We start from the raw sequence: 12,573 nt of genomic DNA, 5'->3' as shown, positions 1-12,573 counted from the left end.
TTGCGTAGAGTTAGCAGGTTATGAAAACTCTGCTTTTAGTAGCTCAGAGAACCTATAAGTGCCAGTTACAGCGGTGTCCTGCTCCATGAGGTACATGCGCTTGACGGCAATCACGATCGCTTCCGCAATGTCATCGCGGCGGGACGGGTTGGTGAGGATCTTTATGTCCTCTGGGTTGGTCAGGTAGCCCAGTACGATCTGGATGACCGGCATTTGCGTCAAGCGCAGCAGGTCCCAGGTGCGGCCGTGGTTGCCGCAGTCCAGCAGCTCAGTGCGCGCGACAATCTCGCGCTGGATGAAACCGGAAAGGGTCTCACCAATGAGTGAGGAGTTGCCGGATTCGGAACCGAAGTAGAAGGTAGCAACACCATTGGCCTTCTCATTGGGGTAAGAATCGCAGGCTAGGGAAATGACCATGTCCGCATCGAAGGCATTGGCCAGCTCGGCGCGGGACTTGACGTCCGCATCGGAGGTCCGAGGACGGGAGATGATGGTTTCCATGCCTGCGGCAATCATGCGCCCCTCGATGCGCTGGGTGAGGTCCCACAGGATTTCCTGCTCGGAAATATCACCGAAGCGACCCTTGACCAGCTGGCCGGCGTCGCCGCCGCTCAAGGCGGGATCGATGACAACGCGCTTGCCCGCGAGTTTTGGTCCGGCGTTGCGGACGCGCTCACGCTCTTGGATATTGTGCGCGGAACCGCCGGTGATGCGGCGGCCAAGCAGCCCAAGGGCGCGGATGGTGGCGGGGCCGCACACACCATCCTCCTGCAGGCCGCAGTTGTGCTGATATTCCTTCAGTGCCGCGTGGGTATTGGTACCGAAGTGGCCGTCTACACGCTGCTGGTAGAAGCCGAGCTCCTGCAGTTGTTGCTGGAGCTGCGAGATATCGTCACCCACCAGCTCATTCGCAGGCTCGTAGCTAAGTACGCGGCTGCCGAGCGTGTACGAGGCTTGGCGCAGTTCGCGCAGGGTGAGATCGTCGATCTCGCCCGTGGGCACGATACCGCGGGATTGCTGGAAGGCCTTGAGGGCTTCAGACAAATTGGCATCAAAGCTCTTGTCGCTCTCGGAGTACTTCTGCTTCTTCCACGCAGAAAGTTCCCCTTTGAAATCTGACAAGAGGCCGAGACGGGCCAAGGTAGCGCGAGCCTCAGCTACACGCACGCTTGTATCGCCGACTCGAAGAACGCGGTTCACGCCTTATACCCCTTTCACAGCCCGCTTTAGTTAGGGCCGCATTCCAGAATTTCTACACGCTTAATCTAATAGGAATTAGATTAACAGTTAAAGCTGCTTTTTCACTTGCGCCACGATGTCATCTTTAGAACGCAGACCTACAAATTCGTCTACCTTCTCGCCGTGGTTGAAAATCAGCACATTTGGGATGGACATGATCTGGAACATGGCGCCTAGGTTGCGCTCTTCATCGACGTTGACCTTGGCGATGGTGACCTGGCCTTCCAGCTCCTCCGCTACCTCTTCCAGGATGGGGGAAAGCTTCTTGCAGGGGCCACACCACTCGGCCCAGAAGTCAACGACGACGGGCTTATCGGACTCGATGACGTCCTTACGGAACGTATCGGTGGTTACATTCTTTACGTTGCTCATACTGAATTAACGGTTTTCTGCGAGGAAATGTTCCGCATCAATTGCCGCGCGGCAACCGGAGCCGGCCGCGGTAATTGCCTGCTGGTAGTGGTCATCCACCAAGTCGCCGCAGGCGAAAACGCCAGGCAGGGAGGTCTTAGTGGTGGGTTGTTCAACTACAACATAGCCGTTGTCGTTGAGCTTGACCTGATCATTGAGGAAGGAAGAGCGCGGATCATGGCCAATTGCTACGAACATGGCAGTGACATCCAAGGTGGAAGTCTCGCCGTTGGTGACGTCCTTGAGCTTGAGTCCGCCGACCTTGCCTTCGGCTTCAATAACTTCTTCGACGACCTTATTGGTCTCCCACTTGATCTTTTCGTTGGCCTGGGCGCGCTCCAGCATGATCTTGGAGGCGCGGAAGTTCTCGGAGCGGTTCACAATGGTGACAGAGTCCGCGAACTTGGTGAGGAAGGTAGCCTCCTCCATGGCGGAGTCGCCGCCGCCGATAACGGCAATATTGTGGCCCTTGAAGAAGAACCCATCGCACGTAGCGCAGGTGGATACACCGCGGCCGGACAGCTCTTCCTCACCGGGAACGCCGAGGTGGCGCGGGGCGGCACCGGTGGCGAGGATAACGGTGCGGGCCTCAAAGAGCTCGTCACCCACGTGCAGCTTTTTAATATCGCCTTCCAGCTCAACGGAGTCAACGACCTCCATGCGGAGATCCGCACCGAAGCGGATGGCCTGGGCGCGCATTTCTTCCATGAGCTCTGGGCCCATGATGCCCTTTTGGAAGCCGGGGTAGTTTTCTACCTCGGTGGTATTCATAAGCTCGCCGCCGTACTCGAAGCCCTCGAAGACGATCGGGTTGAGCTCGGCGCGTGCCGCGTACAGCGCGGCGGTGTAACCGGCAGGGCCGGAACCTACGATGGCAACATCGTGGACGGTCATTGCTAACTCCCTTAAATCAGAGTGTGGTTTCGCGTAACGCCCTGAGTCTACCCGCCACGCTGACAAACGTCGGTATTAGCAAACTCACCCCATGGCGGCGCGTAGGACTTCCCTCGCTCGGGCGCGGCGGGATTTGATGGTGCCGGGCTTTACCCCTTGGGCGGTGGCAACTTCGCCGACGCGGAACCCGGCGACGTCGGTAAGCAGCAGCGCCTCGCGCTGATCCTCCCGCAGCAGCTGCATGGCTTCTCGCACCACCAGCTGCTCCGCTAGGTTTTCGGAAGGGTTATGCGCGAGCAGCGGGTTGCGATCGTCGTCAAAGTCCTCCGCATCTAATGAAGCATTTTCCCTGTTAGAGCGGTGGTTGAGGTAGTCATAGCCAGAGTTTTTCACCAGCCGGTGCAGCCAGGTTGAAAGCGCAGACTCGCGGCGATAGGAGTGCAGGTTGCAGCTGGCGCGCAGGAAGGCCTCCTGGACCACATCTTGGGCATCATGATCGTTTCTGGTGTAGCGCCGCGCCACCGTGGTCAGCCGCGTGCGGTGGCGTTCCACGATGGTGGAAAAGGCCTTATTGTCCCCCTCAATAAAAGCATCAACTAGTTCTTCGTCACTGCGGTCATGACTGAGCGTCATATGTAGATTCCCCCCGGATCAACAACTGTTATACACAGTGTGACCCGAGGGGAATTAGGGCGCGAGCGCTAGGCTGTACAGTTTATTGACCAGCCCGCACGCGGAGGGTGCGCCGCAGGTTATCGCGGCATTCCAGCAGGATGCGGCGCAGCGCTCCTGGCAGCTCCCGGTGCAGCAGGCGCGTGGTGGCGGCATCGGCCATCGGCAACTCTGGGTAGAAGCCGCGGATGAGGCGGTTAGCAATCTCAATCGGGTGCGCGGCCCAGATGTCTTCCACGCGGGAGAAGAATTCCTCCGCAAAGGCCTCCTGCAGGCTAGCTGAGCGCGGGGCGTTGAATCCGGCGACCAGTGCGTCGACCTCGGCATTGGAATATGCGCCGGGCGTGAGTGCCTTATCGAACGCGGAGCGCTTGGTCTCCGGCGTGGGGAAGGCGTGGCTGGCGCCGAGGAATTCGGTAGCGCCGGTCAGCGTATTGTCGCGCTGCTTTTCCTCCTCCAGCTCGGCAGGGGTTACGGCATTGCGGGCGGCGAGGGCACGCAGGATCGACCAGCGGATTTCAGGGTCCAAGCGAAGACCGGCAATGTCACCGTCGAGCAGGGCCTTAAGGCGTTCGGTGCCGGATTCCTCCGGCGTTGCGGCGAGGGCGCGGATGGCGGCGCGAGCGAGCACAAGCTGCGCATCCGAGGCTGGTTCGGCCTCATCTAGGTGGCCCCAGATTGCCTCGGCATAGTCGGTGCGGACCTGCTCGCGGTCGGCGTCTGCAACATAATGCGCAATGGCAAAGTTGGCATTGACGCAGGCAGCAGCCAGCAGCGTGGTATTGGTCTCGTAGGCCTCGTGCTTGACGACGACCCCCACATAGTCAATCGCCGACATTTCCCCATCGCGGGTGAGGTTCCACAGGGCGGTCCAGATTACCGCGCGGGTCAATTCATCCTCGATCTCGGTCAGGCGCTCACTCGCTGTGTCTAGGGAGGCCTCGTCGAAGCGGATCTTGGCGTAGGTATGGTCGGCGTCGTTAAGCAGCAGCAATGCCGGGGCCGGAAGGCCGGCAGCCTCATCGATGATGGTGCGGGTGGTGTCATCACCGGCCGGGAGATCGATGTCGAACTCGCGGTACTTGTGCAGGGACGCATCAAAAAGCGAAGCGGTCAGGCGGTGCGGCCGGGTGACATCCTCGGCGTCTGCAACGATGGCCAGCTCCGCAATCTTCTCGCCCTCGGTGTGCAACTCCGGGGTGAGGGTATCCGGGCCCCAGGTGCGCAGCCAGGCTTGGGACCAGGCATCAAGATCGCGGTCCGTGTGCTTCTTGAGCGCCTGCAGGAGGTCATCAAAGGTGGCGGCGGCAAAGGCGTGTTCCTGGAAGTAGTCGCGCGCACCGGCGTAGAAATTATCGCGGCCGACGTAGTGCACCAGCTGCTTGAGCACCGCCGCTCCCTTGGCATAGGTGATGCCATCGAAGTTCTGGCGCGCGGCATCCACGTCCGGGATTTCCGCCTTGATGGGGTGCGTGGTGGGCAGCTGATCCTGCAGGTAGGCCCAATTCTTGCGGGCGCCGGCAAAATTGGCCCAGGCTTCGGTGTAGTCGGTGCCGTGGACGGAAGAATCCGCGCCCATAAATTCCGCGAAGGACTCCTTGAGCCACAGGTCATCCCACCACTGCGGAGTGACCAGATCACCGAACCACATATGCGACATCTCGTGCAGGATGGTATTTGCACGGCCGGCATGCTGCGCGCGGGTGGCGCGGGAGCGGAAAATGTAGTTCTCCGTAAACGTCACCAGGCCGGGATTTTCCATCGCGCCGAGGTTGTATTCGGGTACAAAGATGGAATCGTACTTGCCCCACGGATAGGGATAGCCAAAGTTCTGGTGGAAAAAGTCCATGCCTTGGGCGGTAAGTTCTAGGATTTCCTCGTCCAGGTGCTCAAACATGGACGCACGCGCAAAGGCGCGCAGCTGTGCCGAGTGGCTGCCATCCGGGGCGGTCCAGGTGCGCTCTTGGTACTGGTAGGGGCCGGCGGCGAAAGAAGTCAGGTACGTCGACAGCGGCGGGGTCGGCGCAAAAGTAACGGTGGCTAGCTCCCCCTCCTCGCTGCGTTCGACTTCCGGTTGGTTGGAAAGGATCTGCCACTTTTTCGGTGCGGTCATGCGCACGTGGAAGACGGCCTTGAGATCCGGCTGCTCCAGGCAGGGGAAGATGCGGCGGGCGTCGGAAGGCTCGAGGTGTGAATACAGGTAGGTCGCGTCATCGGCCTGATCGTGCATCCGATGCAGCCCCTGGCCAGTGCGCGAATAGCGCGAGTGGCCGGTGACCTCGATGGCGAGCTCCTCCCCTACCGGCAGGCCGTGCAGCCGGATGATGCTGCCATCAAAGTCCACCTCCTGCGGGGTGCCATTGATCTTGACCTCCGCGACGGATTCGCCCAGGTAATCAAGGAAAAGCTCGGGTTCGCTGCTGCTGAGCTCGAGGCGGGTAGTCACGCGGTAGGTGGGGCTATCGAGTACTTCCGAGAGATCGAGGTGGAGGTGATAGGCGCGCAGGTCCACCGCCGCTGCGCGTTCTTGGAGCAACTCGTGCTGCGTCTTATTTTGTGGTGCGGTCATATCTACGAACTATAGTTACCGCCGTCACGTAGGGTGCGGGGTTGGGGTCTAAGTTCCGCTGCCTTTTAGAGGCAAACTACCCAGCGGGTATTGGGACCTCGCTGTGGACCAGTTGGATTAGTTTTTGCCGTCTCACACTCTTCAAGTGGCGCAAGATGTCAGTGACCATCAGCAAGCGTTACACCACACTGAGGGATGCAACCTATGGAAACCGTCAGGCGATAACACCACACTCACCACTTTCTGTAAACATAAGGCCTAGACCCCACTAGACGCGTGTAAAACAATGCTAGGAACGGCTCTATTTACAGTAAACATTCTGTCGCACACCGGCGTAACAATAGGGTGTACCCCAGGTGCCCCTACCAGCGCCCGCAGTTGAAGGCTTCACCTACCAAATGGTAAAGTTAGCTATATGCGAACCAGTCAGCGCTCCGAGATCCTGGAAGCTGCCCTCCGCGTCATGAACGCAGCGGAGGGTGGCGACATTACCCTTGACGCAGTGGCCCACGAGGCCGGGCTCACCAAACCGGGATTGCTATATCACTTCCGCAACCGCGACGTACTGCTCGCCGCGATCGTCGACCACGCTGCGGCCAACGTCGAGAACGACATGACTGCCACCCTTGGCAAGCCCCTCGAGAACGCCAACGCCACCGAGCGGCTCCTGAGCTACCTTCACGTCGCCGCCCACGGGGCCGCCAAGCGCGCCGAGTTCATCATCTGGGGCCAAGCGACGTACCGGCCCGAACTCACCGAACCGTGGACTACGCGGATGGGCCGCTGGCTCGAACTCCCGGACGATCTCGACGCCGCCACCCGAGCCAGGCTGACCACCGCCCGACTCGCCGCCGACGGACTCTGGGGCGCCCAGGCCACAGGTGTGTCCACCCTCCACGGCGCGGATCTCGAAGCCGTCGTCTCCAGCATTCGCTCCCTGATCGAAGGAACAACCCCATGAAGCAGTGGTTCCTGCTCGCTGGCGCCATCACTACCGAAGTGGCGGCGACGCTGTCTCTCAAGGCGGCGCTCAATCACCCATCCTGGTACATCGTGGTTGCTGCCGGATACATCGGCGCTTTCGTCTTCCTCACCTTCTGCCTGCGCGAAGGAATGCAGATCGGCGTCGCCTATGGCATCTGGGGAGCCAGCGGGGTCGTGCTCGCCGCCGTGCTATCCGCCGCGATTTTCGGTGAACCTCTGACCGCTGTGATGGGTCTTGGAATGGTTGCGATCATCAGCGGTGTCCTCACCGTCGAACTCGGCTCCCAGAAAGCTCAGCAAACCGCAGCCCAGGAAGCAGGAGTCAACTCATGAGATGGATCTTCCTCGCAGGCGCCATCTTGTCCGAAGTCGTCGCGACCATGTCGCTACGAGCCTCCGACGGTGGCCGGGTGAAGAAATGGTTCATCGGCGTCATCGCGGGGTATCTCGTGGCGTTCGTCGCCTTAAGTCTCGCCTTGGCCGACGGCATGGCCCTTGGCGTCGCCTACGGCATCTGGGCAGCATCCGGCGTAGCTCTCACCGCGATCCTCGCCCGGGTCATCTTCCACGAACCCCTCACCCGAACCATGGCCCTCGGCATCCTCCTCATCGCCGTCGGAGTTCTCACCGTTGAACTCGGCGCCAACTTGGCGAACTGATGCATTTCCGCAGGTAAACCAGGCAGATTGGTGTGCCCCAGGTGCACCACGAGGCGCACAGACAAAGGCTCCCCAATGAGCGCCTGTGGGCCTAGCGTTGTGGATGTGATCACCTGTGTCGTCCACTACACCATCGACCCCGACCAGATCGCGGCCTTTGAACAGTTCGCCCGCGCTTGGATGCGGCATGTCGACGAACACGGCGGCACCCACCACGGGTACTACCTACCCGCGGAAGGTGTGAGTGACCGTGCGGAATCCCTGTTCAGCTTCCCCAGCCTGGCTGCCTACGAGCAGTACCGCACCTTGTTCGGCACCCACCCGGACTTCATCGCCGCTGACCGGATTCGAGACGAGTCCGGGTGCGTCCTGCGGTACGAGCGCACCTTCATGCGGCCGCTCCTACCCCAGGGACACTGAAAGGGACTCCGGCAGCACGCTCGGCACAACCCACAACGCCGCAGGTCAGCGCGTACAGATGGGTGTAATCAACTGTTACATGTGTCACCCGTCTCGGAGAGAATAAGAATCAGAGCACGATCCTCTACGTCCGGTTCCTACCCCAGATCATTCCCACCGAAAGCCGCCGCCAACCGGCCTGACCTCGCTCACTCGCCGGGCCACGGCATCACCATGGGGCTTGACCTTCGAGCCGGGAGCCCGGGTGCTTGCCAAGGTCCAGCGAAGCTCTCCTGCTGCCGTGAACTATGTCGCGGTGGACATCGCGTCCTACGAGACGGCCAATGAAATCAGGGAATTCCTGGCCGGAAATGGGGCGTCATCCCTGGCCTTTGCCTCTGATACCGATACGCGGCTCATCACCGCCTACCGGATAAACCAGGTAAGCACCGCTGTAATCCTGGACGCCGCGGGCACGGAGGTCTTCCGTGCCGTGGAGCCGGGTGCTGCGTAACTGCGGACGGCACTGGCCGCGGCGGGAGCCGGCTCAGTGAAGCCCCTTAGCCTGCGGCGGGCTCAGATGTAACTGCAGATTTGTTCAGCATCGCAGCGCTGAGGGTCGGCCACCTCGGCGGTTGCATATTGTTCGGCCACGGTCACCCGGAGCGCGGTGAGCTCCGCGATTTTCCGGTCCAGGTCCTGCAACTGTTTCCCCAGGACATCCCGTACGTGGGTGCAAGGCGTCAAACCGCTATCGCGGATCCGCAGAATGCCCTGGATCTGCGCCAGGGTCAGCCCGGCGGTTTGGCTGCGGCGAATGAATTCGAGGCGGCTGAGGGTGTCGTGGGCGTAGTCACGATAGCCGTTGGCCGAGCGCTCAGCCGGTGGGAGCAGGCCCCGGTCCTCATAGAACCTGATCGTCTTGGTTGTTATACCGGCAGCATCAGCAACTTCACCGATTCGCATTTCGGGTCCTCATCTCGTTCCAAAAAATCGCATATGACCCTTCCATCGTACTGGAACGTTCCGCATCGGCACCCGCAAACCAACAGGTCCCGTCGCCAGCTTGACCTTCCCCCTTAGTGGAAGGTTGATAATGGGGTGTGACGTACTACTGGCCGTCTGGTTTCGTGTTGGGGTCCCCTGTCGGGGTTCCGGACACGAGCCGGACATATGAAGGGATGATCATGTCAATAAAAGTGAAGGGCCGGGAGCGCTCTGGCCTGGTGCTTGCGGCAGGCACTCTGCTGTCCTTCCTTGGTGTTGTGATGGTGGCGCTGGTGTGCTGCGGGGTACCCGTTCTGACGGCTGCAGCCGGTGTTTTCGCCGCGGCCGGCGCAATGGCCGGCAACCTCTGGTTCATTGCCGCCGCAGCCCTTGCCGCGGGGGCCCTGCTCCTGCGGGCGCAGCGTCGGGGCAGCCCGGGGACGGATTGTTGCGCCCGTTCCCGCCCGGGGGCCAGCCTGTCCGCGGGTTCTACTCCAACACCTCATTCATCGTCGGAGCAGGAGCGGTCCGGGCAGTCCCGGGCCGGTGCTTCTGAGGATGCGGGGTCACAGGGATGACGGGTGTTTTGGGTCTGGCCTTTCTGACCGGAATGCTTGCCACGGTGAATCCATGCGGGTTTGCGATGCTGCCAACCTATCTGGCGTATTTCATTGGTTCAGGCCCGGGTGCGGGACGGAAGCGGCCGTTGCTTGCAGGTCTTCAGGCCGGGGTTGCCCTCAGCGCCGGTTTCGCCACTGTCTTTGTTACGGCCGGCCTGCTCGCCGCTGTAGGCCTGCGGTCGGTGGCGTCGGCGCTTCCCTGGGCGGCGGCGCTGATCGGAGCGGTTATTGTGGTTGCCGGCCTTGGCATGGTGTTCGGATGGCAGCTGCCCGGGGCGAGGTTGAACCTGCCCCGGATTCTGAAGACGGACGGGACCAGTTCGGGCCTCAGGGCGGTCTTTGGCTACGGGGTGGCCTATGCGGTGGCTGCGCTCTCTTGCAGCCTGGCCGTGCTGCTGGCTGTTGTCGCCCAGGCTGTGTCCACCGGGAGCCTGGCCGGGCTGCTGGCGGTCTTCGCCGCCTACGCCTTGGGCTCCTCGGTGGTGCTGGTCCTTCTGTCCCTCGGTGCAGCGGTAGCGCGGGACGTCCTGGCACGCCACGTCCGAAGGATCCTGCCGTTTGTTAATCGTCTCGGCGGAGCCGCGCTTATCCTCGCAGGGATCTACCTGTTGCTCTACTGGGTTCCGGCCCTGTCCGGCGGGCAGGCCGGGGAGATCATGGGCGGGACGGTCACCGAAGCCAGCGTGGCGCTGTCCGGTTTCATCTCGGGCAACTGGCCCATCATCACCCTCACCGCGGTGGCCGCCGTCCTCGCCGCCGCGGCCCTGGCCCTGCGGCGCCGCAGTAAAAGCAAGGCACAGGACAACAGCGCAATCACGGATGGGGCTGAGAGCAGCGACAGCACCGAAGCGTGCTGCGGCCCGGAACATCTTCTTCCCGACACGGCGCCAGGGCGCACCAACCAGAAAGGAAACCCATGACAACGACCAGAAACCACCGGCGGATTTTCACCATTACTGCCGTCGTAGCGGCCGCGGCCCTCATCCTGGTCTTGGCCCTCACTGCGTTGAACCGCGGGAGCGAAACCGCTCCCGCCGCCGGGCCAGCGGGCGCAAACAACGTGGACAGGATCGAGATCACATCTGTGGACGGCAAGGCCCTCACCGTCCCTTCCACCCGCCCGACAGTGCTGTATTTCATGGCGAGCTGGTGCTATACCTGCGTTCCGCAGGCAGAAGCGATGAAGGAACTGGAACAGGAATATGCCGATAAGGCAGACTTCGTCGCCGTGGACGTGACGCCGGAGACCACAAAAACCCAAGTGGACCAGTTCCGCGAAATGGCCGGCACACCCGGATACCCCTTCGTTGTCGACCGGACCGGGGAACTCACCCAAAAGTACGCGGTCACATCCCTAGACAGTACCGTCGTCATCGCACCTGACGGTGACATCCTGGGCCGGGCCGATTCCCGGCCCATGAAGGCCGATGCCCTGAAGGAATTTCTTGACACAACACTTCCGTAGCAACACCGATCTCTTCGCTCCCGTTCTTGACCTTCCCGTGCAGGGGAAGGTGCAGACTGGGGACAGCATGCAAAAAGGAACGCCCCCCGGGGTGTTCATTCGAGACTCCAAGGAGGACTAATGCCTGAGGCAGCACCAGATTTTGATTTAGCCGTGATCGGTTCCGGAGGCGGCGCCTTCGCCGCCGCCATCCGGGCCACCAAGCTGGGCTATCGGGTCGTGATGATCGAACGCTCCACGGTGGGCGGGACCTGTGTGAACACCGGGTGCGTTCCCTCCAAAGCCCTGCTGGCCGCCGCCGAAGCCCGGCATGTCGCTGTGGATGCGACCGGAAGGTTCCCCGGGATCAGCACTTCCGCCGCCCCGGTGGACATGGGTGTACTGATAGACGGGAAACGCTCCCTGGTCGAGCGAATGCGCTCGGATAAATACGTGGATCTGGCCGCCGACTACGGATGGGACCTGCGCCAGGGCACCGCGGTGTTCGCCGGCACCCCGGAGGAACCGGTCCTGGAAATCACCGGACCCGACGGCACCCGCGACTCCCTGACCGCCGCCCATTATCTGGTCGCGACCGGTTCGACCCCGTGGGCACCCCCGGTGCCGGGACTGGATGAAGTCAACTACCTGACCTCGACCACCGCCATGGAACTGAACGAAGTGCCCGAGTCCCTGATCGTCTTCGGCGGCGGGTACGTGGCCCTGGAGCAGGCGCAGCTTTTTGCCCGCCTCGGATCCAAAGTGACCTTGCTGGTCCGCTCCAGGCTTGCCTCGCACGAGGAACCAGAAGCCTCCCGTGCGCTGATGGGCGTCTTCGCCGACGAGGGCATCCGCGTGGTCCGCCGCGCAGCCGTAACTTCGGTCCGCACAGATCCCGCCGGCGCAGAGGTCCTTGTCACCGCCACGGTCGCCGGGGGCCAGGAGGAATTCCGCGCCGCAAAGCTGCTGGTAGCCACCGGCCGACGCGCCGTCACCGACGGACTGAACCTGGACGCCGTCGGCGTCAAGACCGGCGACACCGGCCAGATCCTGGTCGAGAGCACACTCGCCAGCTCCAACCCCAGGATCTGGGCCGCAGGGGATGTGACCGGGCACCGAGAATTCGTCTACGTCGCGTCCGCCCACGGAACCCTGATGGTGGAGAACGCCTTCAACAACGCCGGGCGCGAGGTCGACTACCGGCACCTGCCCCGCGTGACGTTCACCAGCCCGTCACTGGCCGCGGTCGGCATGACCGACAAGGAAGCCAACGAGGCGGGCATCCGGTGTGAATGCCGGGTCCTGCCCCTGGAATACGTTCCCCGGGCACTGGTGAACCGGGACACCCGCGGCTTCATCAAAATCGTCGCCGACGCCGACACCGGACGGATTGTGGGGATCACCGCCGTCGGCAAGGAGGCCGGTGACCTGGCCGCCGCCGGAGTCTACATCCTCGAGGCCGGCATGACCGTTGACCAGGTCGCGAACCTCTGGTGCCCATACCTGACCATGGCCGAAGGGATCAAAATCGCCGCACAGTCCTTCACCACCGACGTCTCCAAACTCTCCTGCTGCGCCTCCTGACCCGCGCCAGATCCCAGCCTAATCCCATTACGTTGTTGGCAGTTCCGCTTGAAGGAGCCCAGGATTCGTACTCCTAGCCCCATGCTGGGGCAGGCTATGTTTATCTGCGTT

Annotated in this window: 15 protein-coding genes; 9 read left to right on the top strand and 6 right to left on the bottom strand. The window is 61.9% G+C overall.

Annotated features, from left to right (window positions below; all coding sequences use genetic code 11):
• Positions 1-18: 18 nt before the first annotated feature.
• From QP915_RS08945 to pepN, 5 genes are all read right to left on the bottom strand, one after another.
• Positions 19-1,200, bottom strand: coding sequence for an N-acetylmuramoyl-L-alanine amidase (locus QP915_RS08945; protein ID WP_284769094.1), 1,182 nt, complete (start codon positions 1,198-1,200; stop codon positions 19-21).
• An 87-nt stretch (positions 1,201-1,287) separates the two neighbouring features.
• A complete protein-coding gene (trxA, locus tag QP915_RS08940) occupies positions 1,288-1,611 on the bottom strand; it encodes a thioredoxin (RefSeq protein ID WP_284769093.1) in 324 nt (107 codons plus the stop codon).
• Positions 1,612-1,617: 6 nt separating this feature from the next.
• A complete protein-coding gene (gene trxB, locus QP915_RS08935; protein WP_284769092.1) occupies positions 1,618-2,544 on the bottom strand; it encodes a thioredoxin-disulfide reductase in 927 nt (308 codons plus the stop codon).
• 84 nt (positions 2,545-2,628) lie between these two features.
• A complete protein-coding gene (locus tag QP915_RS08930; protein WP_284769091.1) occupies positions 2,629-3,177 on the bottom strand; it encodes an RNA polymerase sigma factor in 549 nt (182 codons plus the stop codon).
• Positions 3,178-3,259: 82 nt separating this feature from the next.
• Positions 3,260-5,785, bottom strand: coding sequence for an aminopeptidase N (pepN, locus tag QP915_RS08925; RefSeq protein ID WP_284769090.1), 2,526 nt, complete (start codon positions 5,783-5,785; stop codon positions 3,260-3,262).
• A 415-nt stretch (positions 5,786-6,200) separates the two neighbouring features.
• On the opposite strand from pepN, the gene QP915_RS08920 reads away from it, so the two are divergent.
• The 5 genes from QP915_RS08920 to QP915_RS08900 all read left to right on the top strand — a co-directional run bounded on the left by QP915_RS08920 (position 6,201) and on the right by QP915_RS08900 (position 8,341).
• Positions 6,201-6,746, top strand: a complete 546-nt coding sequence (locus QP915_RS08920) for a TetR/AcrR family transcriptional regulator (RefSeq protein ID WP_284767240.1) — start codon at positions 6,201-6,203, stop codon at positions 6,744-6,746.
• The gene (locus QP915_RS08915; RefSeq protein WP_003849971.1) at positions 6,743-7,102 is read left to right on the top strand and encodes a DMT family transporter; all 360 of its coding nucleotides are present in this window, start codon (positions 6,743-6,745) and stop codon (positions 7,100-7,102) included. The genes QP915_RS08920 and QP915_RS08915 overlap by 4 nt, the downstream gene beginning before the upstream one ends.
• The gene (locus QP915_RS08910; RefSeq protein WP_003849969.1) at positions 7,099-7,428 is read left to right on the top strand and encodes a DMT family transporter; all 330 of its coding nucleotides are present in this window, start codon (positions 7,099-7,101) and stop codon (positions 7,426-7,428) included. The genes QP915_RS08915 and QP915_RS08910 overlap by 4 nt, the downstream gene beginning before the upstream one ends.
• A gap of 105 nt (positions 7,429-7,533) precedes the next feature.
• On the top strand, positions 7,534-7,848 hold the full coding sequence (locus QP915_RS08905) for an NIPSNAP family protein (protein ID WP_230208643.1): 315 nt from the start codon (positions 7,534-7,536) through the stop codon (positions 7,846-7,848).
• Positions 7,849-8,128: 280 nt separating this feature from the next.
• The gene (locus QP915_RS08900) at positions 8,129-8,341 is read left to right on the top strand and encodes an alkyl hydroperoxide reductase (RefSeq protein ID WP_284767241.1); all 213 of its coding nucleotides are present in this window, start codon (positions 8,129-8,131) and stop codon (positions 8,339-8,341) included.
• Between the two features lie 62 nt (positions 8,342-8,403).
• On the opposite strand, the gene QP915_RS08895 is transcribed toward QP915_RS08900, so the two are convergent.
• Positions 8,404-8,787, bottom strand: a complete 384-nt coding sequence (locus tag QP915_RS08895) for a heavy metal-responsive transcriptional regulator (protein ID WP_419127241.1) — start codon at positions 8,785-8,787, stop codon at positions 8,404-8,406.
• Positions 8,788-9,014: 227 nt separating this feature from the next.
• On the opposite strand from QP915_RS08895, the gene merT reads away from it, so the two are divergent.
• From merT to merA, 4 genes are all read left to right on the top strand, one after another.
• Entirely contained in the window at positions 9,015-9,392 is a 378-nt protein-coding gene (gene merT, locus QP915_RS08890; RefSeq protein WP_284769088.1) for a mercuric ion transporter MerT, read from the top strand.
• Entirely contained in the window at positions 9,389-10,354 is a 966-nt protein-coding gene (locus tag QP915_RS08885) for a cytochrome c biogenesis CcdA family protein (RefSeq protein WP_284769087.1), read from the top strand. Before merT ends, QP915_RS08885 begins: the two co-directional genes overlap by 4 nt.
• Positions 10,351-10,899 carry a TlpA family protein disulfide reductase gene (locus QP915_RS08880; protein ID WP_014316113.1) on the top strand — a complete coding sequence of 183 codons (549 nt, stop codon included), beginning with the start codon at positions 10,351-10,353 and terminating at the stop codon, positions 10,897-10,899. Before QP915_RS08885 ends, QP915_RS08880 begins: the two co-directional genes overlap by 4 nt.
• Before the next feature lie 120 nt (positions 10,900-11,019).
• Positions 11,020-12,462 (top strand): mercury(II) reductase, encoded by a 1,443-nt coding sequence (gene merA, locus QP915_RS08875; RefSeq protein ID WP_049151230.1) that lies wholly within the window; start codon positions 11,020-11,022, stop codon positions 12,460-12,462.
• Positions 12,463-12,573 lie beyond the last annotated feature (111 nt).

The organism is Corynebacterium sp. MSK158, assembly GCF_030229085.1.
GTDB lineage: Bacteria > Actinomycetota > Actinomycetes > Mycobacteriales > Mycobacteriaceae > Corynebacterium.
This window is presented reverse-complemented; position numbering and strand designations above follow the sequence as displayed.

What these genes read in the sequence shown, in the direction of transcription:
- pepN (WP_284769090.1), bottom strand. Translation starts at nt 5,785, where the DNA reads ATGACCGCACCACAAAATAAGACGCAGCACGAGTTGCTCCAAGAACGC.
- QP915_RS08920 (WP_284767240.1), top strand. Translation starts at nt 6,201, where the DNA reads ATGCGAACCAGTCAGCGCTCCGAGATCCTGGAAGCTGCCCTCCGCGTC.
- QP915_RS08910 (WP_003849969.1), top strand. Translation starts at nt 7,099, where the DNA reads ATGAGATGGATCTTCCTCGCAGGCGCCATCTTGTCCGAAGTCGTCGCG.
- QP915_RS08885 (WP_284769087.1), top strand. Translation starts at nt 9,389, where the DNA reads ATGACGGGTGTTTTGGGTCTGGCCTTTCTGACCGGAATGCTTGCCACG.
- trxA (WP_284769093.1), bottom strand. Translation starts at nt 1,611, where the DNA reads ATGAGCAACGTAAAGAATGTAACCACCGATACGTTCCGTAAGGACGTC.
- merA (WP_049151230.1), top strand. Translation starts at nt 11,020, where the DNA reads ATGCCTGAGGCAGCACCAGATTTTGATTTAGCCGTGATCGGTTCCGGA.
- merT (WP_284769088.1), top strand. Translation starts at nt 9,015, where the DNA reads ATGTCAATAAAAGTGAAGGGCCGGGAGCGCTCTGGCCTGGTGCTTGCG.
- QP915_RS08930 (WP_284769091.1), bottom strand. Translation starts at nt 3,177, where the DNA reads ATGACGCTCAGTCATGACCGCAGTGACGAAGAACTAGTTGATGCTTTT.
- QP915_RS08880 (WP_014316113.1), top strand. Translation starts at nt 10,351, where the DNA reads ATGACAACGACCAGAAACCACCGGCGGATTTTCACCATTACTGCCGTC.
- QP915_RS08915 (WP_003849971.1), top strand. Translation starts at nt 6,743, where the DNA reads ATGAAGCAGTGGTTCCTGCTCGCTGGCGCCATCACTACCGAAGTGGCG.
- trxB (WP_284769092.1), bottom strand. Translation starts at nt 2,544, where the DNA reads ATGACCGTCCACGATGTTGCCATCGTAGGTTCCGGCCCTGCCGGTTAC.